Origin of the sequence: Gimesia sp. (assembly GCF_040219335.1) — a bacterium.
Lineage (GTDB): Bacteria > Planctomycetota > Planctomycetia > Planctomycetales > Planctomycetaceae > Gimesia.
Genome location: NZ_JAVJSQ010000012.1, coordinates 16,039 through 38,433 on the forward strand (window position 1 = coordinate 16,039; position 22,395 = coordinate 38,433).

At 54.9% G+C, this 22,395-nt stretch carries 14 protein-coding genes; 12 read left to right on the plus strand and 2 right to left on the minus strand.

Translation table 11 applies throughout. From position 1 onward, the window contains the following. The first annotated feature begins 28 nt into the window (after positions 1-28). Positions 29-2,944: an FG-GAP-like repeat-containing protein gene (locus RID21_RS10590; protein WP_350188722.1), complete on the plus strand. Its 2,916-nt coding sequence runs from the start codon at positions 29-31 to the stop codon at positions 2,942-2,944. A gap of 6 nt (positions 2,945-2,950) precedes the next feature. Here RID21_RS10590 and RID21_RS10595 read toward each other — a convergent pair whose 3' ends face one another. Beyond that, positions 2,951-3,637, minus strand: a complete 687-nt coding sequence (locus RID21_RS10595) for a hypothetical protein (RefSeq protein WP_350188724.1) — start codon at positions 3,635-3,637, stop codon at positions 2,951-2,953. Between the two features lie 621 nt (positions 3,638-4,258). On the opposite strand from RID21_RS10595, the gene RID21_RS10600 reads away from it, so the two are divergent. Beyond that, a complete protein-coding gene (locus RID21_RS10600; protein ID WP_350188726.1) occupies positions 4,259-5,392 on the plus strand; it encodes a DUF481 domain-containing protein in 1,134 nt (377 codons plus the stop codon). A gap of 11 nt (positions 5,393-5,403) precedes the next feature. Here RID21_RS10600 and RID21_RS10605 read toward each other — a convergent pair whose 3' ends face one another. Next, complete coding sequence (locus tag RID21_RS10605) at positions 5,404-7,476, minus strand: M20/M25/M40 family metallo-hydrolase (RefSeq protein ID WP_350188728.1); 2,073 nt, start codon at positions 7,474-7,476, stop codon at positions 5,404-5,406. 324 nt (positions 7,477-7,800) lie between these two features. Between RID21_RS10605 and RID21_RS10610 the strand changes: the two genes are divergently transcribed. The 10 genes from RID21_RS10610 (at position 7,801) to RID21_RS10655 (ending at position 22,378) form a co-directional block, all read left to right on the plus strand. After that, positions 7,801-9,840 (plus strand): AMP-binding protein, encoded by a 2,040-nt coding sequence (locus RID21_RS10610; protein WP_350188730.1) that lies wholly within the window; start codon positions 7,801-7,803, stop codon positions 9,838-9,840. Beyond that, positions 9,837-11,036 carry an acetyl-CoA C-acetyltransferase gene (locus tag RID21_RS10615; protein ID WP_350188732.1) on the plus strand — a complete coding sequence of 400 codons (1,200 nt, stop codon included), beginning with the start codon at positions 9,837-9,839 and terminating at the stop codon, positions 11,034-11,036. Before RID21_RS10610 ends, RID21_RS10615 begins: the two co-directional genes overlap by 4 nt. A gap of 31 nt (positions 11,037-11,067) precedes the next feature. Further along, positions 11,068-12,000 carry a 3-hydroxyacyl-CoA dehydrogenase family protein gene (locus RID21_RS10620; protein ID WP_350188734.1) on the plus strand — a complete coding sequence of 311 codons (933 nt, stop codon included), beginning with the start codon at positions 11,068-11,070 and terminating at the stop codon, positions 11,998-12,000. A 3-nt stretch (positions 12,001-12,003) separates the two neighbouring features. Next, positions 12,004-12,771 (plus strand): 3-hydroxybutyrate dehydrogenase, encoded by a 768-nt coding sequence (locus RID21_RS10625; RefSeq protein ID WP_350188736.1) that lies wholly within the window; start codon positions 12,004-12,006, stop codon positions 12,769-12,771. Positions 12,772-12,908: 137 nt separating this feature from the next. After that, entirely contained in the window at positions 12,909-16,154 is a 3,246-nt protein-coding gene (locus tag RID21_RS10630; RefSeq protein WP_350188738.1) for a DUF1549 domain-containing protein, read from the plus strand. Between the two features lie 52 nt (positions 16,155-16,206). Beyond that, positions 16,207-17,505 carry a DUF1501 domain-containing protein gene (locus RID21_RS10635; protein WP_350188740.1) on the plus strand — a complete coding sequence of 433 codons (1,299 nt, stop codon included), beginning with the start codon at positions 16,207-16,209 and terminating at the stop codon, positions 17,503-17,505. A 190-nt stretch (positions 17,506-17,695) separates the two neighbouring features. Continuing rightward, positions 17,696-19,012, plus strand: a complete 1,317-nt coding sequence (locus RID21_RS10640) for a sulfatase-like hydrolase/transferase (protein WP_350188742.1) — start codon at positions 17,696-17,698, stop codon at positions 19,010-19,012. A gap of 24 nt (positions 19,013-19,036) precedes the next feature. Continuing rightward, the gene (locus tag RID21_RS10645) at positions 19,037-20,461 is read left to right on the plus strand and encodes a neutral/alkaline non-lysosomal ceramidase N-terminal domain-containing protein (RefSeq protein WP_350188744.1); all 1,425 of its coding nucleotides are present in this window, start codon (positions 19,037-19,039) and stop codon (positions 20,459-20,461) included. Positions 20,462-20,479: 18 nt separating this feature from the next. Beyond that, entirely contained in the window at positions 20,480-21,274 is a 795-nt protein-coding gene (locus RID21_RS10650; RefSeq protein ID WP_350188746.1) for a 3-keto-disaccharide hydrolase, read from the plus strand. 120 nt (positions 21,275-21,394) lie between these two features. Further along, complete coding sequence (locus RID21_RS10655; protein ID WP_502892611.1) at positions 21,395-22,378, plus strand: nucleoside hydrolase; 984 nt, start codon at positions 21,395-21,397, stop codon at positions 22,376-22,378. The last annotated feature ends 17 nt before the right edge of the window (positions 22,379-22,395 follow it).

The following is a 22,395-nucleotide window of genomic DNA, read 5'->3' on the forward strand; positions in this document are numbered from 1 at the left end:
GTTGTTGGCACTGAAAAGGCACATCAAGTTGTTGCGACTGACTGTAGTTCTCCTGGTTTTGATCACGATCGGGCTGGCACTCTGGTTCTTCGGAATGTTCGAACCTGATCCGTCTGCACAATTGAAACGAGGCGCGCACGCCTTTCGTGAGCAGCAGTATGCTGAAGCGAAGCGAGAACTGCTCCCGGTGCTGGAGTCTCCCTCACACGCTGACGATGCGGGAATGCTGCTCGCAGAAATTGCTATTAAAGAGGGCGATTTCCAAGCTGCGATTCAGTACTATGATCGCGTCCCCGATAATCAGAGCCGCGATTGTTACCAGGCACGCACCCGTTCCGGAGAGTACTATCTGTTTCAGTTAAAGCAGCTCTCTCTCGCCCTCGATCAGTTTGAGCGGGCCTACCAGTTTTTTCCCGATGACGCGCTGATCCTGGAACGGCTCTCGTTCATTTATGGCTTGTCAACGCAGACCTGGAAAGCGGTACCGATTCGCATCAAACTGCTCCAGCAGAAAGAGCTGAATCCCGTCGTGCTGTATCTGCTGTCGATGAGTGACCGTTCATTAGAGAACCCGCAACTCTTCGCCGACTACGAACAGGCCGCGCCTCACGATCCTCTCGTGCAACTCATGCTGGCCCGACTCGATGTGGATGAACAGAAATATGCGGCGGCACAGCAGCGACTGCTGAAACTGATTCAAACCCAGCCCGAGTTAAGCCAGGCACAGGTGCTGCTCGGTCAGACTCTGCTTAAGTTACAGGTTCCCAATGCCTTTCAAAAGTGGCAGTCTGAATTACCGGAACCAGTCCGCGAACACCCGGACATCTGGAGTGTCGAAGGGCAGTGGTACCAGCAGCAGGGAGATCAGCAGGCAGCGATTCACTGCTTTGCACAGACACTCAAACGGGATGCAACGAACCCTACCGCCTGTTATCAGCTGGGTCAGCTGTTGAAGCAGACCGGAGATCCCCAAGCGGCGGAACAGCTGCTCGAATATTCCCGAAAACTGCAGACTTATGAAGGACTGGTCAAAGTCGTTTACGGTGACAAAGAACTGCCCGCCGCTGAGAAAACCGTTCAACTGGCCCGTGAACTGGGGCTGGTCTGGGAAGCCTATGGCTGGAGCCGGGCCGCTTTGCTGCTCGACCCTTATCTCAGCTGGGCGAAACAGACCATAGACGAACTCCAGGGGGAACTCAAAAAACTACCTCTGGTGAGAACGGACCCCGGACTGAATCCCATTCGCGATCTGTCCCTGCCGGAATCACCAAAAATAACTCCGGACATGGCAGCTCAAAATTCCGGGAAGAAAGCTGCTAAAACTGATTCACAGATCGCGTTTACCGATGTTTCCACGGACGCGGGGATTGACTTTCAATATTTTAACGGACATCCCTGGCCTGAGACGCGGCACAAGATGTACGAGTTCACTGGCGGCGGAGTGGGAGTGCTCGATTTCAATGGGGATGGCTGGCCCGATCTGTACCTGACGCAGGGTACGCGGTGGCCCGTTGATGAGCGGGCGATCGAATACCTCGATCGGATCTACCTGAATCAGGGCGATGGCACTTTCCGCGATGTGACGGCGCAAACCGGCATTCAGGAAAACGGGTTCAGCCAGGGAGTGACCATCGGCGACCTGAACCAGGATGGTTTTGATGATGTTTACATCGGTAACATTGGTCAGAACCGACTCTATCTTAATAACGGGGACGGCACGTTCTCCGAAGTGGAAGAGGCCCGTGGTTCCGCGGATGATTGGACCACGAGTTGTCTGATGGCGGATCTGAATGGCGATGCAGCCCCTGAAATCTATGCGGTCAATTATCTCTCGGGCGCGGATGTGTTTGACCGAGTCTGTCAGAATGCGGATGGGAGCAGTCGCTCCTGCATGCCTTTGAATTTTCCTGCTGCCCAGGATCAGCTCTATCTGAATTCAAAAGACGGTACCCTGAAAAACTTCACTACAGACTCAGGGATTGAAGTACCCGCCGGGAAAGGCCTGGGCATTATCGCCGCCGACTTTACCGGTAGCGGCTATCCCAGTCTGTTCATTGCCAATGATGCAGTAGCGAATTTCTTCTTCGTCAATCAAGGCTCTGAAAAATTTCACTTTACCGAGCAGGCACTTTTGTCGGGCCTGGCTCTGAATGCCCAGGGACGTACCGAAGCCTGCATGGGCATTGCCGCCGGGGATGCGGACGCGGATGGACTAATGGATCTGTTCATCACCAACTATTATCGAGAGACGAATACGCTCTATCGGCAGATCGGCCCGGATGAATTCGTAGATGCAACCCAGTCCGCGAATCTGGCGGAATCGAGTCTGTACCTGCTCGGGTTCGGCACGCAGTTCCTGGATGCCGACCTGGATGGTCTACAGGATCTGGTTGTCGTTAACGGGCATGTCGAAGATCTGCGCAAAATGGAGACACCCTGGCAGATGCGGCCCCAGTTTCTGAAAAATCAGGGGCAGGGGAGATTTGAAGAATTGAAAGCGGACGGACTGGGCGAGTTCTTTCAAAAACCACGACTGGGGCGGGGCATGGCGCGGCTGGACTGGAACCGGGATGGTCGCGAGGAAGTTGCTGTATCCAGTCTCGATCAACCGGTGGTATTACTGAAGAACCGAACAAAGGACACGGGGAATCGACTGGTAGTGCGATTGACGGGGACCGAATCGAATCGGGATGCCATCGGCACGACAGTCCGTCTGAAAGCAAGCGGGCAGACGCTGATGCGTCAGTTGACCGCGGGAGACGGATACCAGGCGAGTAATGAAAGGGCACTGGTATTTGGCCTGGGACCTGACCAGCAGGTCACAGAGATGGAGGTCAGTTGGCCATCCGGACTCAAACAACGCTTTACCGGAATCGCTGCGAATCAGGAACTGCATCTGATTGAAGGACAGGCAGAACCATTTCGGATCCGCAGCTTTGAATAAGGTCTCTTATTCAAAATCGATGCCGAGACGGTACTTCAACTGATCCAGTTCTTCGATCGCTTCGTCGCTGGAAGAGTGAACGTGTTCTGCCTCGGTGATAAATTTGAGTTCCGGATCGTGGGGAATCCCGTATTCATCCAGAATGCTCTCAAATTGATCAATTCCCTGGCCATACATGATGAGCAGCTTATGCTCGTCGAATTGTACTTCCAGCGGGATCAATGGATTGAGCACAGCAATGCCGGCACAGCCATCGTTGAGCAGCAGATCTTCGTAATCGTAGAGCGTACTTTTCAGGACGGGCAGATCCATGTGTTCCCGGTAGAGGTCCTGATGCTGATTGTGCCCGCCGTCGTGACTGGTTTCCAGTACGACATCGACTTCATGACCCAGCGGATCGAGCAGATCGATAAACAGGTCGAACAGAACTTCGCGGGAAGCGGAAGCCATTAGAACCGGAATTTTGATTCCGGATTCCTTGTCGGTGTAAACGTCATGTCGGTAACCGGCCTGTGGTACCACTTCCAGGTCGTAGGAAGGACGGATTGCATCGGTCAGCATGAAATTACCGTACTTGGCGATATTTAAATGCGTTTCCAACTGGTCTTCTGAAAGACTTTCGAAACTGCTGCGCGATTTCCCCGCAGTATTGTCTCGATAGGTCGTCTTCAAAAATCGTTTCAAGAATCCCATGATTAAATCTTCTCCCCCTCACGAGAGGCGATTCTGTAATCGCCGTTGGCTTGAAGTGCCGTTTTATATTCTTTGATATGAATTGATGTTTGCTTTAACTTGATCCGCTGCTCGCTCTTGCAGGCTCGAAACGAGCGGGAATCAAAAAAACTCTAGCATGCGAAATGAGGGGAGGTCCGAAGTAGTCCTGATCTGTTCTGCTTTTTCAGGGAGTCGCAGTCAAAAAAGCGGGCAGCAGGAGATAAGGAAAGAGTTCCAGACAGGGAAAAGATCCGGTTATAGCGATCAGGCAATATTCAGAGCGGGTTTCCGAGATCGAGAATCGCTAAAATCGATCAGACGGGCTCGATCGTCAGGACAGGGGGCGGCTTGAAAAAATTCAGACAATGTAATCAGGTATTGTTTATATAAATGTCTGTTTTAAAAGGAGTTAGATGCAAAAACGCAACCTGCGATAAATCGGAGATTCGCTCTGGTGATCAAATAGACGTACTTCAGAGATACACATTGCACTGATTTGCCGTCCTAACTAAAATCCCGTTCCCTTCTTAACCCCTTTCGCACAAATCTAAACCAAACTCCAACTAATTATCACTGAGTGATCCAGCCACGGACGGTCTAATGGGTTGTTCCCACCTCATTACAGGAAGAAACTATCGCTGGTACAGCCTGCGAATACTGATGCTCTGGCTGATGGTCTGCAGCCTGGGTAATGTGCTGTCTGCTGCAGAACCGGTTCCGGCAGAAACGCTCTATCTTAAAAGTGGGGAGTTCCTGGCGGGAGAAAGTGTCGGTTTCGAGTCGGGCAAGATCCTGTTTCAACTGCCTGATGGGAGTGTCCGTAAGATTTCGCTGGAAGATGTGGATCGGCTTGAATACGCCGAGTTGGCGACCGACCCGGATACTCCGCCTCCAGGTGAGGAGCTGCTGGTCAGTAATGAGAACGTGGAACTTCCCCCGCTGCCGGCCATGATCAATCAGACCCCCGTTCCCCAGCCGATCGGCGTTTCACCGGAGTTCGGAGATGTCGAAGATGAGAATACGGCTCCCTGGGATCGGGTGGAAAACTATTATGACACCTGCTGGGAATACGCTGAAATCTGGACCAAGCGGATGGAGATCGGCGGAACCTTTCTGGCAGGGAATACTCAGCGGGATTATGTTACCACTGCACTGCAACTGGAAAAGTCTGATGATGACAACCAGTTTCTGTTTGAGATTGGCGGTCGCTGGGGGCAGTCCAATGGTATTCGCGATGCCAACCGCTGGTACGGTAATGCGACTCTGGACGTGGCGCGCACCACGAAGTGGATTGTCTTCGTAACGAATAAGAACGTTTACGATGAGTTTGAGAATCTGGACTGGCGGGGTACGATTTCCAGTGGTCTTGGTTACCGTTTTGTCAATGAAAAAGATCGCCGATTGATCGTGCGTGTTGGTCCTGGTGGTACGCACGAAATTTATAACGATCCCAGTATGCGACGAACCACGCTCGACGTCTTTGCCGAAATCGAATTCCACTGGCCCTTAGGCGATCATGCGAAACTCGAGCACAAACAGACCTGGACTCCCAGTGTGGACAATATCCAGATTCTCCGTCTGACAAGCGAAACGGGGATCCTGTTCAAGCTGGACAACAAAGACCGCTGGAACCTGCGGCTGGGACTGCTGCAGGTCTACAACTCTTATCCCAACGCGGGCCGTAAGAAGAACGATTTTACCGGAACGGTCTCCCTGGTTTACACACGAAAATAAACAGATAACGCTTATTTGGGTTTACCCAGCTTCACGGTCAGTTTGACTCGCTTTCCGTCCCGCAGGACAGTGACCTCTACCTCCTCGCCGGCGGAAAACATCCGCAGCGCCAGGTCGAAGTCATCCAGACCATCGATTTTCGTCTTGCCCATCTTGATGATGGCATCGCCGGCTTTGAGGCCCGCTTTGTCAGCCGGGCTACCGGGAGAGGCTCCCGAAATGTGATAGCCGGGGCCTTCTCCACCAAAGTCCGGAATACTGCCGAAGTAAGGCCGGTTTCCGGAACGCATGGTCGCGGCGGGACGCTCGATCTTCACGTATTGAGGACGGTCGGGGCTCTCTGCAGTCGCGATAGCGATTTCTTCCAGAAACCCGATGATCCGTTCCATGCCCGGGATATTGATTTTGTCCCAGTCATCGGAGGGGCGATGGTAGTCGCTGTGAGTTCCCGTAAAGAGGTGCAGTACCGGAATCTGCTTGCCGTAAAAGGAGCTGTGATCACTGGGACCGAACCCTTCCGGCTTGAGTGAGAGTTTCAGGTCGTAGGCTTTCGCAGTATTTTCTACCAGTGTTTCCCAGCGGGGGGCGGTGCCAGTACCGAAAACGGTCAGCTTGTCGTCGGTCAAACGTCCGACCATATCCATGTTGAGCATCGCCACGGTGTTCTTCAGGTCAAACACGGGATTTTTGACGTAATGTGCCGAGCCGATCAGCCCCCGTTCTTCACCGGTAAAGGCGATGAAGACCAGGCGGCGGGGCAGGGGATCCTTGCGGGCTGCCAGCTTGCGAGCCAGCTCGATCAGGGCCACGGTTCCCGAGGCATTGTCGTCGGCACCGTTGTGGACATCGGTCGAACCGGGGGCCAGTGAACCTTCACCGCCGTAACCAACGTGATCATAGTGCGCGCCGATGACGATGGTTTCATCAGCGTGAGGACCTTTGCCTTCCAGCACGCCAATCACATTTTTGACTTCCGTGCGAATCTGTTCGACCGAAATCTCGCCCTGGGCTTTCCACTGGGGTAACGCGAAGCTTTCCGGCTTCAGTGTTTCATCGATTTTACCTTCGAGTTCCTGCAGCGTTGGTTTCCCTGCGTCCTTGAAGAGTTCGTTACACTTTTCGATGGTGATGTGAGCAATTGGGATCGAACGGCCATCTCCGCTGCCGGCATACCCGAATTCCATTAGGCGGTCGAAATGCGCCTCTTTCAGATTCTTGCGTGCCTGCTGTACATCGTGCAGGGCTTTTTTCAGGGTGACAGCACTGGTTTCCTCTTTATCCTTCGCTGCTTTTTCCCATTTTTCAGTGGCGAGAATCAGTTCTTCAATCGCCTCCTGTTCCAGTTCGCGGGCCTCTTTTTTGTGTTCCTGCGTGGAATAGTAATCATTGACGAACAGGATCGCTTTGGCACCTTTACCGAAGGCGGTGCTCACTTTGTAGCGGAGTGCTGCATAACGTGAAATGCCATGGGCCCCCGCGAAGGGGCTCTCTTTATCGCCCTGCTGGGGAGTGCGACGCATAATGATGACGACCTTGTCTTTTACATCGACGTTGGCATAGTCATTGTATTTCGCGTCCTGGGCATCGATACCGTATCCGCAGAAGACGACTTCCGCATCAAATTTTCCCGAGCCGCCGAACGAGCAGGAACGGAAATCCTGGTCATAGGCGAGGGGAATTGTTTTGCCGTCTGGTCCGGTCAACTGCAGTTCGTTGGACGGACCCAGTTTGCTGCCCGTGTTGATGGTGAATTTCTGAAAGGCACTTTCTTCAACCGTTGTCACATCCAGGCCGGCTGCTTTGAATTCTTTGACGATATAGTCTGCAGCGAGGTTGATGCCCTGTGTGTCGACCCCGCGCCCTTCGAGTTCATCGGAGGCCAGGTATTTAATCGCGTCCAGCATCCGTTTACCGCCGGCAGAATCGACTTCCGTTTTGGCTTTCGCACTGGCGGGTTTGGTCGGAGTTTCGGCCCGCAGGCTGGCAGGGCCGGTGATCAGTGAAAGGCTGACGCCACATACGAAAAGCAGACCGTATCCGGTTGCGAGTAATCTGGAAATCCGATTCGAGTTCAGAACAGACATATAACCTCTTTCTCCACAGGTTTTTGAAAAGGGGGCCTGTTGTCTTTACGTGTTCGTCTGGAAGACTGTTGGAAGCGGGACGCACTACTCTAAGGCGGCACCCGATATTATCATTTTCGCAATTCCCGTGCTGAATGGAAGCCTGTTAATAAAGATAAATCAAAAAACATATTTGTTCCCAACTCTTTTTTGTTGTTGCGTTTACGAAGCAGCGGCCTGAACTGGCGAATTGCCGGCGGAACGGGTAGAGTCTTAAAGAGAACCTCACCGTGAGTACATGGACCATGTCGCTTACGGGATGCACAATTGAACTGGGAATCACTCATGGACATCACAGCGGCAGCGCTCGAAAACTGTGGTCTCTCGCCTGAAACAGCGGTTCAGCTGCAACAGAGACTGCAGGCCTTACCTTCACAGCACGAAAATGAACTCTGGCAGACGCTGGTCACAGATTTCCTCACTCCCGAACTCCCGTTCGCCGTCCATCAGCTGTTGTATCAGAGCGTCTATCAGAGTCAGCTCGAAAGTGGTACGCCTGCCCCGGCCTGGTTTCCGGGGGAGCGGGAGCTGGCGTCATCTAATCTGGCCGGCTGGCTGAACGAGTTGAATCTGCACAGTATGGAAGATCTGCACTCCTGGTCGGTGCACGATCGAAGCCTTTTTACGCAGAAGCTGATCGATTCCCTGCGGATCCGGTTTCAGGAGCCCCCGCGTGAGATTATGAACGTCGAGGCAGGCATCGAGCAGGTCCAGTGGTTGACCGGGGCACGTTTGAATATCGTCGAGAGTTGTTTTCGCAATAAATCCGACGAGACAGCCGTCTGCTTCCAGAAAGGAAGTTCGGAACTGCAGCAACTCAGCTATACCGAATTGAAACAGCTGACCGCGCAGGTGGCCAATGGACTGCGGGCAGCGGGTTACGAACCCGGAACCCGGATCGCCGTCATGATGCCGATGACAGTGGAATCGGTGGCAATTTTTCTGGGAATCATCGCCGCCGGTTGTGTGGTGGTGACCATTGCCGACAGTTTCTCCGCCGAGGAGATGCAGGTGAGGTTGAAGATTACCGAACCGGAACTCATCTTCATCCAGGATGTCATCTCCCGCGGCAGCAGGCAGTTACCCCTCTTTACCAAGCTGGGGGCGGAACAACGGCTCCCCGCGATCGTGCTACCCGAACAGGAGACGCTACAGGTGCCGCTCCGGGAAGGGGACCGGCCCTGGTCGGAGTTTCTTTCAGAGAACCGGGAACTGACTTGCGAACCCCGTAACCCGCACGATGAGACCACAATTCTCTTTTCTTCCGGAACGACGGGCAATCCCAAAGGGATTCCCTGGGATCAGACCACGCCTATCAAATCTGCCGGCGATGGGTTTCTGCATCATGATATTCAGGCTGGCGATGTCGTCTGCTGGCCGACCAATCTGGGCTGGATGATGGGCCCCTGGCTGGTGTATGCCACGCTGATCAACGATGCGACCCTTGCATTGAGCGATGCGGTGCCGACCAGTCGTGGGTTTTGTGAGTTCGTACAGAACGCCCGTGTGACCATGCTGGGCCTGGTCCCCAGTATCGTCTCTGCCTGGCGGAGCCAGGATAGTGTCGCCGGGCTGGACTGGACGCAGATCAAGGTTTTCAGTTCGACCGGGGAGTGTTCGAATCCGGACGACATGCTCTGGCTGATGTCGCGGGCCGGTTATCGTCCCGTGATTGAATACTGTGGCGGAACCGAGACCGGCGGCGGTTACATTACGGGGACAGTATTGAAGCCGGGAGTGCCCGGTCTGTTTGCCTGTCCGGCGGTCGGCTTCGACTGGCTGCTGCTGGATGAATCAGGTCACCTGACCGAAAACGGGGAAGTCTTCTTCGTGCCTCCCGTGATTGGCTTGTCGACCCGCCTGATCAACCGCGATCACCACGAGGTCTACTTTGCGGACATCCCGCCAGGACCGGAGGGGGAACTCTTGCGTCGACACGGCGATCAGATCGAAGCGTTACCCGACGGTTATTTCCGGGCGCAGGGACGGATTGACGATGCGATGAACCTGGGGGGAATCAAAGTCAGCTCCGTGCAGATTGAGGAGCTGCTCACCCAGGCGGAGGGCGTGCGGGAAGTGGCTGCAATTGCGGTGCCCCCGGCGGGCGGCGGTCCGAGTCTGCTGGTGATTTATGTGGTCATGCAGCCGGAAACGAACTTCGAGGCAGAGGCACTGCAGTCCAGCATGCAGCAGATCATTCGCAGTCAGCTCAATCCGCTGTTTAAAATACAGGCGGTGCGTGAGATCGAACAGTTGCCCCGCACGGCATCCAACAAAGTGATGCGGCGGAAATTACGTGATTTATTTCAAGGTTCAGAAACATGAGTCAGCAGGGAGCACAGCGGGTCGCCGTTCTGGGAGCCGTCCGCACACCCATTGGTGCCTTCAACGGTGCCTTTCAGAATCTGTCGGCAGTCCAGTTGGGCACGGCAGCCATCAAGGAGACACTCAAGCGGAGTCACCTGACCGCACTGCAGGTGGATGAAGTCATCCTGGGGCAGGTCTTCACCGCCGGCTGTGGTATGAACCCGGCGCGACAGGCGGCCGTGCACGCGGGCATTCCTTATCATGTCCCGGCGACGACCGTGAACATGGTCTGCGGATCCGGTCTGAAGTCGGTCGCTCTGGGAATGCAGTCCATTCTGTGTGGCAAGTCGCGTGTCGTTCTGGCGGGTGGGATGGAGAGCATGAGCAACACTCCCTATCTGTTAAAAGGGGCTCGCAGCGGATTCAGGATGGGCGATCAACAACTCGTCGATTCCATGATCCACGATGCCTTGTGGGACGCCTTTTATGATTGTCACATGGGCATTACTGCCGAGAACCTGGCAGAGAAATACGAGGTGACAAGGGAAGACCAGGACCGCTTTGCGGTGCAGAGCCAGCAACGTTACCAGGCCGCTTTGGAAGCGGGAAAGTTTGACGAGGAAATCGTGGGCGTCTCGGTGCCACAGCGCAAAGGGGAACCGCAGCTGGTTTCCGTCGACGAACACCCGCGGAAAGAGACGAACCTGGAAACGATCTCGTGCCTGCGTCCGTCCTTCAAAAAAGAGGGGGGGACCGTGACCGCTGCGAATTCCTCGGGGATCAACGACGGTGCTGCGACGCTGCTGATCGCGGAGGAAGCGTTTGTCGAAGAACAGAAGCTGCAACCGCTGGCCTGGATTCGCAGCTTTTCGAATGTGGGACTGGATCCACAGTTTATGGGGATGGGGCCGGCCAATGCGATTGAAGATCTGTTGCAGGACGCGGGGTTGAAACTCGCGGACATCGATCTGCTGGAAGTGAATGAAGCCTTTGCCGCACAGGCCCTGGCGGTCGGCAAGAAACTGGGCTGGGATGAAGCCCGTGTGAACGTCAACGGCGGGGCGATTGCCTTGGGACATCCCCTGGGGGCCAGCGGAGCCCGCGTGGCAGTAACACTGCTGCATGAGATGCGGAAACAGCAGGCGGCCCGCGGCATTGCCTCACTCTGCATTGGGGGCGGCATGGGAATCGCCATGTTATTAGAGTCCGCTTGAAGTGACTATCTAAGAAAGAGGGCGTTACAGCATGCAGGAAATTGGGATTCTGGGAGCAGGTTTGATCGGGGCGAGCTGGGCCTCTTTTTTCGCGGCTCAGGGGCTGAAAGTCCGGATCTATGATGTGAACGAGGAAGTGAAACAGCAGGCCCTCGGCGTAGCGGAGAACAATCTCCAGCGGCTGGTCAAACTGGAACTGCTCAGCGAGGAAGCGAAAGCCGTCGGTCTCCAGAATCTGCAACTGGTTGACTCCATGCAGGAGTTGTTAACTGATGTGGAATACGTTCAGGAATCGGTGATTGAAGATTACGAGATCAAGGCCGACGTCTATCGGCAGTTCGAACAGTCTGCTCCCGAGACCGCCATTCTGGCCAGCAGTTCTTCGGGACTGTTGATGACGCGGATGCAGTCGGTGCTGCAGTACCCCGGACGCGCGTTGATTGCGCATCCCTTCAATCCGCCGCACCTCATCCCACTGGTGGAACTGGTGCCCGGCGAACAGACAGCGCCAGAAACCGTCGAACGGGTACGCGACTTCTTCCAGCAACTGGGCAAGTATCCCGTGATCCTCAATAAAGAGGTCCCGGGTCACATCGCCAACCGACTGGCGGCGGCGATCTGGCGTGAGTCGCTGGCATTACTGGATGAAGGGGTGGCCAGTGTGGAAGACATTGATGCCGCCCTCTGCCAGGGGCCGGGTCTGCGCTGGGCGCTGATGGGACAGCACCTGATTTATGAACTGGGGGGCGGCGAGGGCGGTTACCAGAAGTTCTTCGATACCATCGGGGCTTCGTTCGAAGCATACTGGGAAGACATGCAGACCTGGACCCGGATTCCCGAGTCAGCCAAAGAGAAAGCGGTGGCGGGCACGCAGAAGTACCTGGAACAACAGGGGCGAGCCGAGCGGGCTGCCTGGCGCGATGAGAAGCTGGCGCGGATTCAGCAGATTCTGAAAGAGGAATAAACCATGACACAAGCCAAAGTTGCTTTGATTACCGGCGCTGCCAGCGGCATCGGGGCGGAAATTGCCCGGACGCTGTTCCATGAAGGCTGTGATGTGGTGATCGCCGATCTGCACGAGCCTGAATATCTCGTAGAGCTGTCCGCGGCAGGACAGCGGAAGCTGTTTGTTCCCACGGATCTCTCGGATCAGACGCAGTGCAAGACGCTGGTGGAGCGGGTGACCCGGGAGTGGGGTGGCGTGGATATCCTGGTCAACAATGCGGGCTTTCAGCATGTTTCGCCCCTGGAGGATTTTCCGGAAGCGGTCTGGGAGAAGATGCTGCAGGTGATGCTGACAGCGCCTTTTCTGCTGACAAAGTATGTCCTGCCTGGAATGAAACAGCGACAGTGGGGGCGCATCATCAACATGGGCTCGATTCATTCGCAGGTGGCCTCGCTCAATAAAGCGGGCTACATCGCTGCGAAGCATGGACTGGTGGGATTGACGAAAACGACAGCCCTGGAAGGGGGACCGTTTCAGATCACTGCCAATGTGATTTGTCCCGCCTATGTGCGAACGCCTCTGGTCGAACAGCAGATCGCGGCCCAGGCGGAGACCCTGGGGATCAGCATTGAAGAGGTCGAAAGTCAGGTCTTCCTTAAAGCCTCTGCGACGGGCCGTATGATTGAGCCTGCAGAGGTGGCGTCGATGGTGAGCTATCTCTGTTCGGAGCAGGCCAAATCCATCACCGGCGCCTGCTGGACCATCGATGGCGGCTGGACGGCCCAATAGCCATGTTTAGGCTCTGATCTCCGTTTTTACCGGGCGGGCAATTATTTAACATTGCTAACAGGGACACGACGTATTAGATTGTGCTTATGTAAGCGGCTCACAGAACACCTTACCCGACTTGTGTGATGAGGTGAAGTATGCGCGTTCCACGTCCGATCAGATCCTTGTGGCTGTTATTGCCGATGCTTCCGTTGCAGGTGGTTGCAGCGGAAACAGACGCTCCCGTTGTGGCGCAGACGCCCGAGGAGCTCGCCATCAGGGAACTGCGTGGGATTTTTACGAATCTCCAGCAGAACAAAGATGGCACGGTCCGCCTGGTACGGTTCAGCAAGCCGCACGTCACCGCCGAAAAGCTGGCTCACCTCGAACAGTTTCATCAGCTGGATTATCTGGCCCTGGTCTGCCCCCACCTGGGGGATGAAGTACTGCCTCATCTCCAGGACCTGACCAACCTGGATACCTTGTTGCTTTCAGAATCGAAGATCACGGATGCAGGGTTGCAGCATCTCCGTAAGTTGAACCGTCTGGAGCGACTTTACCTCGACAATACAAAGCTCACCGATGCGGGACTGAAACAGCTCTCACAACTGACGCAGCTCAAGGTGCTGTCACTGCGCAATACGCAGATTTCCGACCAGGGACTGGTTTCTCTGAAAGGACTGCAGCATCTGGAAGTCCTGCTGCTTTCGGGAACCCAGGTCAGCGATGCGGGGTTGTCTGCGCTCAATGCATTTCCGCAGTTGAAGACGCTCTACCTCGCGCGAACGAAGGTCAGGGGCACACAGCTGGCAGAATTGAAGCTGCCCGCGCTGGAATACCTCTGTCTCAATCGTTGCACACTCGGTCCTGAAGCGCCCGGTGCACTTTCAAAACTTTCACATCTGAAAGGCCTGGAAGTCTATCACACGGGGCTGACCTCGGAGGCTCTGTCAGAACTGAAAACTCAACTTTCGAAGACAGCCCTGTTCACTGAAGATACAACTGCCCCGGAGACACTGGCTGCTTTGACGGAGCAGAAACAGCAGGATCCATCCACAGATCACCCACTGCTGTCTCCGATTCAAGAACGGATTATAGCGGGGGAAAAGCTGGTTCCCGATTTCCAAAAGCATGTGATCCCGTTGCTGGGGCGACTGGGTTGCAACAGTCGCAACTGTCACGGCTCGTTTCAGGGGCGCGGCGGATTTCAACTGTCGATGTTCGGCTATGACTTCAAGCTGGACCATGACAATCTGCTGGAGCGGATCGATAAACAGCACCCGAAGCAAAGCCTGGTATTGAACAAGCCGACCTCGGAAGATGAGCATGAAGGGGGGCTGCGCTTGCCGCCTGGCGGCTGGGAACAACAGCTGCTGCACGACTGGATTGCTGCGGGAGCCGCGTCGGTTTCACCGGAGGGACCCCGTTTTGTGCGGCTGGACGTGACGCCCCGACAGATCGTCTTTAAGAAAAAGGGGGAGACGGCGACGTTGAAAGCCATCGCCGTCTGGTCAGATGGGACGCGTGAAGATGTGACCTGCCTGACCCGCTTTGAATCCAAAGACGACAGTGTCGCGGAAGTCACTCCGGAAGGTGTGATTCAGGCGAAAGCTCCCGGCGATACGTATGTCATTTCGTATTACGATAACGGAATCTTTTCCACGCAGGTCCTGCAGCCGGTGCGAGAATATCAGCCGGGCGAATATCCCGAGGTCACCACGCCGACCGTTGTGGACCGGCATGTGCTTAACAAACTGCAGAAGCTGGGAATCCAGCCTTCCGGGTTGTGTACCGACGAAGAATTTCTCAGACGCGTCAGCCTGGATATGACGGGCACGCTTCCGACTCCAGACGAGATTCGAAAATTTCTCAAAGATCCATCTACCGAGAAACGCAGTCAGAAGATCGAAGAACTGCTCGCGCGACCCGGTTACGTGGCCTGGTGGAGTTTGAAGCTGTCTGACCTGACCGGCAGTAACGCGGGCTACCTGGGCGGGACCGAAATGGCACAGCCGGTGGCCGGCCAGTGGAATGCCTGGATCCGGCGTCGGGTGGAAGATAATGTCGGCTGGGATAAAATTGTCTCGGGAATCATTTTGGGTACGAGTCGACTGCCGGGCCAGACTTTTGAAGAGTTCATGGCACAACAGAGTGAGTTCACCAGTGTGAAAGACCGGGCCGACTTCACAGCCCTGGATAATTCGATGCCCCACTACTGGGCGCGTTCGAACATGACGGTGCCTTCGGATAAGACGCTTGCCTTTGGTTATACGTTTCTGGGTATGCGGCTGGATTGTGCCCAGTGCCACAAGCATCCCTTCGACGAGTGGTCGCAGCAGGATTTCAAGCTGTTTACCGAGTTTTTCACGCGCATCAAATTCGGTGTGCCCCCCGATGCCCGCGTCCTGCATGAAGAGACGCGGAACATGCTGGGCGTGCCGGTGAAGCTCAATACCGCAGCTCTGCGCAGACAGAGTTATCTGCGGATTGCGGCCGAGGGACGGTCGATTCCGTGGCGGGAAGTTTACATTGAACCCGCGCAGGGGGATCAGCAGCTTGCCAAACTGCTGGGGGGAGAAGAGATCAACATCAGTCAGATTCAGGATCCGCGTGAAGTGCTGATGGCGTGGATGCTGAATGAGCCCAATCATTATTTTGCGAAAGCATTCGTGAACCGGATCTGGGCGCATTACTTCAACGTGGGAATTATCAATCCGCCGGATGATCTGAATCAGGCGAATCCTCCCAGTAACAAGGCACTGCTGGACTATCTGGTGCAGGGTTTCATTGAGAGCGGTTACGATATGAAGTGGCTGCATCGGACGATTGCTAACAGTCGGACGTATCAGCTCAGCTGGCGACCGAATGAGAGTAATCGGAAAGATACCCGCAATTTCAGTCATGCTGTGCTGCGAAGACTGCCGGCGGAAGTGGCCATCGATGCGATTCAACAGGCAACGGCGGGAGACAAGAAGTTACTGCAGCACGTCAGCAAAATGGACGGACGTAAGATTACTCAACACCCGCTTTCGTTCCAGGCACGTTCGATTGATTTTTCTTTGCTGGTTTTCGGCAAACCTCTGCGGACCACCAACTGTGACTGTGAACGCCAGGATGAGCCGACGCTGTTACAGTCGCTCTATGTGCGGAATGATGCCGAGATGCTGAGTCAACTGACCCGCTCGGATGGTTGGCTGGCAGAAATAAAACAACAGACATTGGATGCTGCGGCTCGGAAAGAAGTGGTACGGGAAGCCTACCTGCGGACGCTTTCCCGTCTGCCGGAAGAGTCAGAACTGCACGACAGCCTGGAGTATCTTCAGACGACGAAAACGATTCAGGAAGGACTTCAGGACCTGATGTGGGCGTTACTCAACACGCAGGAATTCATTACGAATCATTAGTCCCTGCGGATTGGGATAATATGCGATCGACAGAGCGCATGAGGATGGAATTATGAAACAGCAGAAACAGATCAAGCGACGTGATGTCTTGCAGGCGGGGTTCCTGGGAGGACTGGGTCTGTCATTGCCCGGGTTCCTGAAATTGTCAGCCGCCCAGGCAGAGGCTCCCGCCCGGAAGAAATCGTCGGCAGATGCGGTTCTGTTTCTGAATCTGGCGGGTGGGGTTTCGCATCTCGATACGCTGGACATGAAGCCCGAAGCGCCTGTAGAAACGCAGGGGGAGTTCAAATCCATCCAGACTTGTATGCCGGGGCATCAGGTGTGTGAGTATTTGCCGAAATACGCAAAGGTGGCCGATCAGTTCACTCTGCTGCGTGGGATTTCTCATTCCGCGGGTGCACATCCCCAGGGACAGTCTTGGATTTCGACCGGAAATCGACCTGTGCCTGCGCTGATCTATCCTTCGCTGGGATCAGTGATTACCAAAGAGATTCCCAGCCGCCCCGATCTGCCCGGCTATGTTGCGATTCCCAAAACGGAGTGGAACGCCGGCTACATGGGAGATGCCTTTGCGCCTTTTAAGACGAACACGGTACCTCAACCGGGAAAGCCCTTCCAGGTGCGGGGGATTTCGCTGCCGGAAGGTCTGACGCTGGAAAAAGTCAATCAGCGGCAGGAACTGCTCAACAAGCTGGACCGCCGGTTCAAAGGGGAACAGACCGAGAGCCAGTTACTGGACGCACTCGATCAGTTTGGTTCCCAGGCCTATCACATGATTACTTCCAAACGAGCCCGGTCCGCCTTTGATGTCGAGCAGGAATCCCCCAGATTACGCCAGATGTTTGGTGCCGATGAATTCAGCCAGTCTGTCTTTCTGGGTTGTCGTCTGATCGAATATGGCGTGCCTTTTGTGACTGTGACCTACCAGGGCTGGGACACGCATACCGAAAACTTTGCCGGGCATCGACGCCTGATACCGCCGTTGGATGCGGGGATGACCGCGGGACTGGAAATGCTCAAGCAGAAGGGGCTCTGGGAGCGAACGCTCGTGGTGATCATGGGCGAATTCGGGCGAACGCCAAAGATCAATGAGAACGCGGGCCGCGATCACTATCCCCGTGTGAACTGGTGCCTGATGACCGGCGGGGGAGTGCAGCCGGGACAGATGATCGGCGGGACGACCAAAGCCGGCGATGCACCGGATGACCAGACCGAGATCTCACCAGATGACATTGCCGCCACGATCTATAACGCACTGGGCATCGATCCACTGAAAGAGTATTACACCAACACCGGCCGACCGACGATGCTGGTACCCCACGGTCGGATTATGCATGAACTCTTTGCCTGAGACGTGCGGTAGCGCGATGTGAGATTGATTTCAGTCACTCACTCCAGTCTAATAAAGCGATGGTCAAGTCTGCGTAGTTGCTGTCGATCTTCTCTCGCGTTGATCGCTTTCAGTAGCAGTAAAGCGGCTTTACTGATTTCAAACTCGCTTTGACTGAATGAGAGGTGCGCTCTTGCTGAAATCATTGCTGATGCTAATCACGTTACTCATTCCTGCGCTGGCAATCGCTGAGGAAACATCGCAGCGGCCCAATATCGTGCTGATCATGGCCGATGATCTGGGGTATGGCGACTTGAGTTGCTATGGCAGTAAGAATTGTCAGACACCCCATCTGGACCAGCTGGCAGCACGCGGGATGAAGTTTACCGATTTTCATTCCAGCGGTGCGGTCTGCAGCCCGACACGCGCAGGACTGTTGACGGGACGCTATCAGCAGCGGTCCGGCATTGATGGCGTGGTGTATGCCGACCCCAAAAAGAATCGCCACCATGGTCTGCAGAAGCATGAAGTCACCCTGGGGCAGTGCCTGCTGGATGCCGGATACCGGACAGCCATGTTCGGCAAATGGCACCTGGGTTATCAGCGGCAGTACAACCCAACCTTTCGCGGCTTTCAGCAGTTTGTGGGCTACGTCAGCGGTAATGTGGATTACGTTGCCCATCTCGATCAGACCGGCGTGTTTGACTGGTGGCATGGTGCCGAGCTCAACCGGGAAGAGCAGGGGTATTCGACGCATCTGATTACCGAGCATGCTATCAAGTTCATCCGCGAGCAGCATCAGCAGCCTTTCTTTGTCTATATCGCCCATGAAGCGGTGCACTATCCCTATCAGGGACCGCATGACCCGGCGATGCGGAGAGAGGGGGGCGGCGAAATTAAATCGGCCAAGCGCGAGGATATCGCGAATGCCTATCGAGAAATGAATACCGAAATGGATAAGGGCATCGGTAAAGTAGTCGCCGTTCTCAAGGAACTGGATCTGACTGACAATACCCTGATCTTCTTTCTGTCGGATAACGGGGCGAATAACAAAGGTTCCAACGGGGCGCTGCGCGGTTTTAAAGGTAGTGTGTGGGAGGGGGGACACCGCGTGCCGGCGATTGCCTGCTGGCCGGGCAAGATTTCCCCGGGAACGGTCTGTGAGCAGACCACAATCAGTATCGATGTTATGCCTACGATTCTGGAACTGACCCGAGCCCGCGTTCCCCAGGGGCATCAACTGGACGGCGTGAGTCTGGCGGGGTTATTAACCGTACAAGAGACATTGCCTTCACGGAAAATTTACTGGGACTACCACGGCCGTTCGGCGGTACGACAGGGGCCCTGGAAGCTGGTTCTGAATCAGGATCGGAAATCGCCGGTGGAACTGTTCAACCTCAGTGAAGACCTTTCGGAATCAAAGAACCTGGCTGAGCAGCAGCCAGAGCGTGTTAACAGCCTGCGGACAGCTTTCGAGGTCTGGAAAAAGGATGTCACCCAGTCCGCGACGCCACAACCGGAAAAATAAACGATCTTCTTAAGGGAGTCTCTGATGTATCGACTGATTTTGTGTTTCACTCTGCTGCTGACCTGCTCGCTAACCGTATCTGCAGCGGCGGATGATCTGCTCCAGGCGGGAGCGGCGAAAGTGAATATCAACCCGCCGAAGTATCCGGTTTCGATGGTGGGCAGTTTTCAGGATCGGCAGGCGACAGGGGCGCATGACACCTTGCATGCCCGGGCACTGGTCTTAAAGAATGGTGACACGCGGGTGGCGTTTGTAGTCTGTGATATCTGTCTGATTTCGCGGGAGATCTTTGATGCTGCGAAAGCAATCGCCGCTCAGAAAACCGGGATCCCCACCAGCCACATGCTGACCTCCGCGACACACACGCACACCGCGCCAGCAGTGACGCCGCTGGCACAATGCAAGCCGAGTCCTGAATATGTGCAGTTTCTGACGGAACGTATTGCGCAGGCGATCATAGAGGCCAACTCAAGCCTGGCACCTGCACAGGTTGCCTGGGCCGTGGTACCGGAACCGGCTGAGGTGAATAATCGTCGCTGGTATGTGAAAGAGGGGGGGATCAGGCCGAATCCGTTCGGAAAGACGACCGATAAGGTGCGGATGAATCCGCCCCGCGGCAGTGACTTGTTGATCAAACCGGCGGGGCCGACCGACCCGGATATTTCAATCCTGTCGGTACAACACGCCGACGGGCGTCCGCTGGCACTGCTGGCGAATTACTCGCTGCATTATGTAGGAGGACTGCCACCGAACCAGGTGTCAGCTGACTATTTCGGTGAATTCGCCCGTCAGATCAAGGAACGACTGGGGGGCGATGAGACGTTTGTCGGCATTATGTCCAACGGTTCCAGTGGCGATATCAATAACATCAATTTCAGAGAACCGCGTCCACGGGCCGGCGTGTTTGAACGCATCACCGCCGTCGCGAAAGTAATCGCGGATCGGACGTATCGGGCGGTCAAGGATCTCAAGTACCGCCGGGACGTAACGCTCGCGATGGAAGAACGCACACTGGACCTGGGAATTCGGAAGCCGAATGCGGAAGAAGTGAAATATGCGAAAGCGTTATTGGCGGCTGCGAAAGATCCTGAGAAGTTGACAACTAATGAAGTCTATGCCCAGGAGACAGTGAATATCGATCAGTGGCCCGGGAGCGTTAATCTGAAACTGCAGGCCTTGCGGATCGGCGAATTGGGCATCGTCGCGATTCCCTGCGAAGTGTTTGCAGAGATCGGCCTGGAAATCAAACAGAAAAGTCCGCTCAAACCAACCTTTGTGATTGCCCTGGCCAACGGCTATAACGGTTATCTGCCGACACCGGAACAACACATCCTGCAAGGCTATGAAACCTGGCGATCGAGCTGGAGCTATCTTGAAGTGGATGCTTCGGTCAAAATCACCGAACAGGTACTGTCGATGTTGAAACAAGTGGATCAGAAACAAGAATAATCAGTTTGAGGAATCGAGATGAATTTATTGCAACCCAGCGCGATCTTAACCTGTTTGTGCCTCTTTCAGTTTTGTACCTGGGGGTGCGCAGCAGAGCCCGGTTCACCCAATCAACTGACGAAGCAGGAACAGGAGCAGGGCTTTGAGTTACTGTTCAATGGCAAAGATTTGAAGAACTGGGACCAGAGTGGCAACTGGGAAGTTCAGGAAGGGGTGATTGCCCGAGCCGGTAAAGGGGGAAGTCTGACTTTGAAGCAGCAACCTCTGCCGGACGACTTCGAACTTAAGTTTGAGTGGAAAGTCGGCAAAGGAAGTAACAGCGGCGTGTACTATCGGCCCGGACAATATGAGTATCAGGTTCTGGATAATCAGAAACACGCAGATGGGAAAAATCCCCGCACGAGTGCCGCCTCGCTTTACTTCTGTATGCCTCCTTCACAGGATGCGACGCGTCCGGTTGGCGAGTGGAACCAGGGGCGAATTGTCTGTAAAGGGTCCGTCATTCAACACTGGTTGAACGGGAAGAAAGTAATCGACTTCGATTACACCGATCCCCGTTATGCCTGGCATGTGGAACTGCTGGCAAACCGGGGCGCTCAACTGACGGACCGAGGCGGTGCACTTTATCTGCAGGATCATGGTGATCCGGTCTGGTATCGCGGTCTCAAACTCCGTACGATTCCCGATAATGAATCGCTGGAACGCAGTCCGGTCAAGCCGGCTGCTGTTTCTGATGAGGCCCTGGCGGCTGAGCAGCTGAAGCTGCAGCGGATCATGGAGAACCGGGCCCGGCAACAGCAGAAGCAGAAGTAAGCAGGCCTTGCTTCATCCTTCTGGTTGCTCCCGGTGGAAACGTATTCTTAATTGCTGAAGTGAATGGTTAACGAAATGAGTCTGAGATCAATTTGTGGAATCGTACTGGCGCTGCTGATCATGTCTGAAGTGAGCGTTGCCCGAGAGCCGGTGCGGGTCATTTTTGATACCGATATTTCTGGAGACGTGGATGATGTGCTGGCACTGGCCATGCTGCATACACTGGCCGATCGAGGGGAATGCGAACTTCTGGCTGTCACAATCTCCAAGATCAACCCGTTGACCGGACCCTTCACAGATGCTGTAAATACGTTTTACGGGCGGGGTGAGATTCCGATTGGAGTGACCCGGGATGCACAACGTCGCGAGAGCCGTTACCTGAAGCTGGTAAATGAAAAGGACGAAGAAGAGTGGCGCTATCCACATGATGTTCGCTCCAATGAAGATTTACCAGATGCGGTGACTGTTCTACGCAAGACGCTGATGGCACAGCCGGATCATTCGGTGGTCTTGATTCAGGTCGGTCTGGCAGCGAATCTGGCAGATCTGGTGGAATCAAAGGCCGATGAAATCAGCCCTCTGAGTGGGAAGGAACTGATCCGCCAGAAAGTGAGTTTGGTATCCGTGATGGCTGGCGCGTTTGAACCGATTGACGGCAATCAGCACTTCCTGGAAGCCAATATTCGCAACGGAATCAAGTCGATGCAGCGTTTCGTCAACCAGTGGCCCCGGGAAGTTCCCGTGATCTGGAGTGGTTTCGAAATTGGCATCGCGGTTCGATATCCGCGGGAAAGCATCGCGCGAGACTTCAGCTATCGCTCACATCATATCGTGCGGGAAGCCTATCTGTTGCACAGCGGTCCCGAGCACGATCGTCCCAGCTGGGATCTGACCAGTGTGCTCTATGCGGTTCGGCCGGATGACGGATATTTCACGTTGTCACAGCCGGGACGGGTGACCGTGGAAGACGACGGTTTTTTGAAATTCCAGCCGGAAGAACTGGGCCGCGATCGTTACCTGGAAATGAATCCCGAACAGGCGATCCGCGTGCGAGAAGTATTGCGGGATCTGGTCAGCCAGCCTCCTGCCCGATGCGCGCCTTGATGTCTGAACCAGGGGGC

Bases quoted from the DNA above. Each gene is read 5' to 3' on its own strand.
- RID21_RS10595 (WP_350188724.1), bottom strand. From the start codon at position 3,637: ATGGGATTCTTGAAACGATTTTTGAAGACGACCTATCGAGACAATACT.
- RID21_RS10600 (WP_350188726.1), top strand. From the start codon at position 4,259: ATGGGTTGTTCCCACCTCATTACAGGAAGAAACTATCGCTGGTACAGC.
- RID21_RS10605 (WP_350188728.1), bottom strand. From the start codon at position 7,476: ATGTCTGTTCTGAACTCGAATCGGATTTCCAGATTACTCGCAACCGGA.
- RID21_RS10610 (WP_350188730.1), top strand. From the start codon at position 7,801: ATGGACATCACAGCGGCAGCGCTCGAAAACTGTGGTCTCTCGCCTGAA.
- RID21_RS10615 (WP_350188732.1), top strand. From the start codon at position 9,837: ATGAGTCAGCAGGGAGCACAGCGGGTCGCCGTTCTGGGAGCCGTCCGC.
- RID21_RS10620 (WP_350188734.1), top strand. From the start codon at position 11,068: ATGCAGGAAATTGGGATTCTGGGAGCAGGTTTGATCGGGGCGAGCTGG.
- RID21_RS10625 (WP_350188736.1), top strand. From the start codon at position 12,004: ATGACACAAGCCAAAGTTGCTTTGATTACCGGCGCTGCCAGCGGCATC.
- RID21_RS10630 (WP_350188738.1), top strand. From the start codon at position 12,909: ATGCGCGTTCCACGTCCGATCAGATCCTTGTGGCTGTTATTGCCGATG.
- RID21_RS10635 (WP_350188740.1), top strand. From the start codon at position 16,207: ATGAAACAGCAGAAACAGATCAAGCGACGTGATGTCTTGCAGGCGGGG.
- RID21_RS10640 (WP_350188742.1), top strand. From the start codon at position 17,696: ATGCTAATCACGTTACTCATTCCTGCGCTGGCAATCGCTGAGGAAACA.
- RID21_RS10645 (WP_350188744.1), top strand. From the start codon at position 19,037: ATGTATCGACTGATTTTGTGTTTCACTCTGCTGCTGACCTGCTCGCTA.
- RID21_RS10650 (WP_350188746.1), top strand. From the start codon at position 20,480: ATGAATTTATTGCAACCCAGCGCGATCTTAACCTGTTTGTGCCTCTTT.
- RID21_RS10655 (WP_502892611.1), top strand. From the start codon at position 21,395: ATGTCTGAAGTGAGCGTTGCCCGAGAGCCGGTGCGGGTCATTTTTGAT.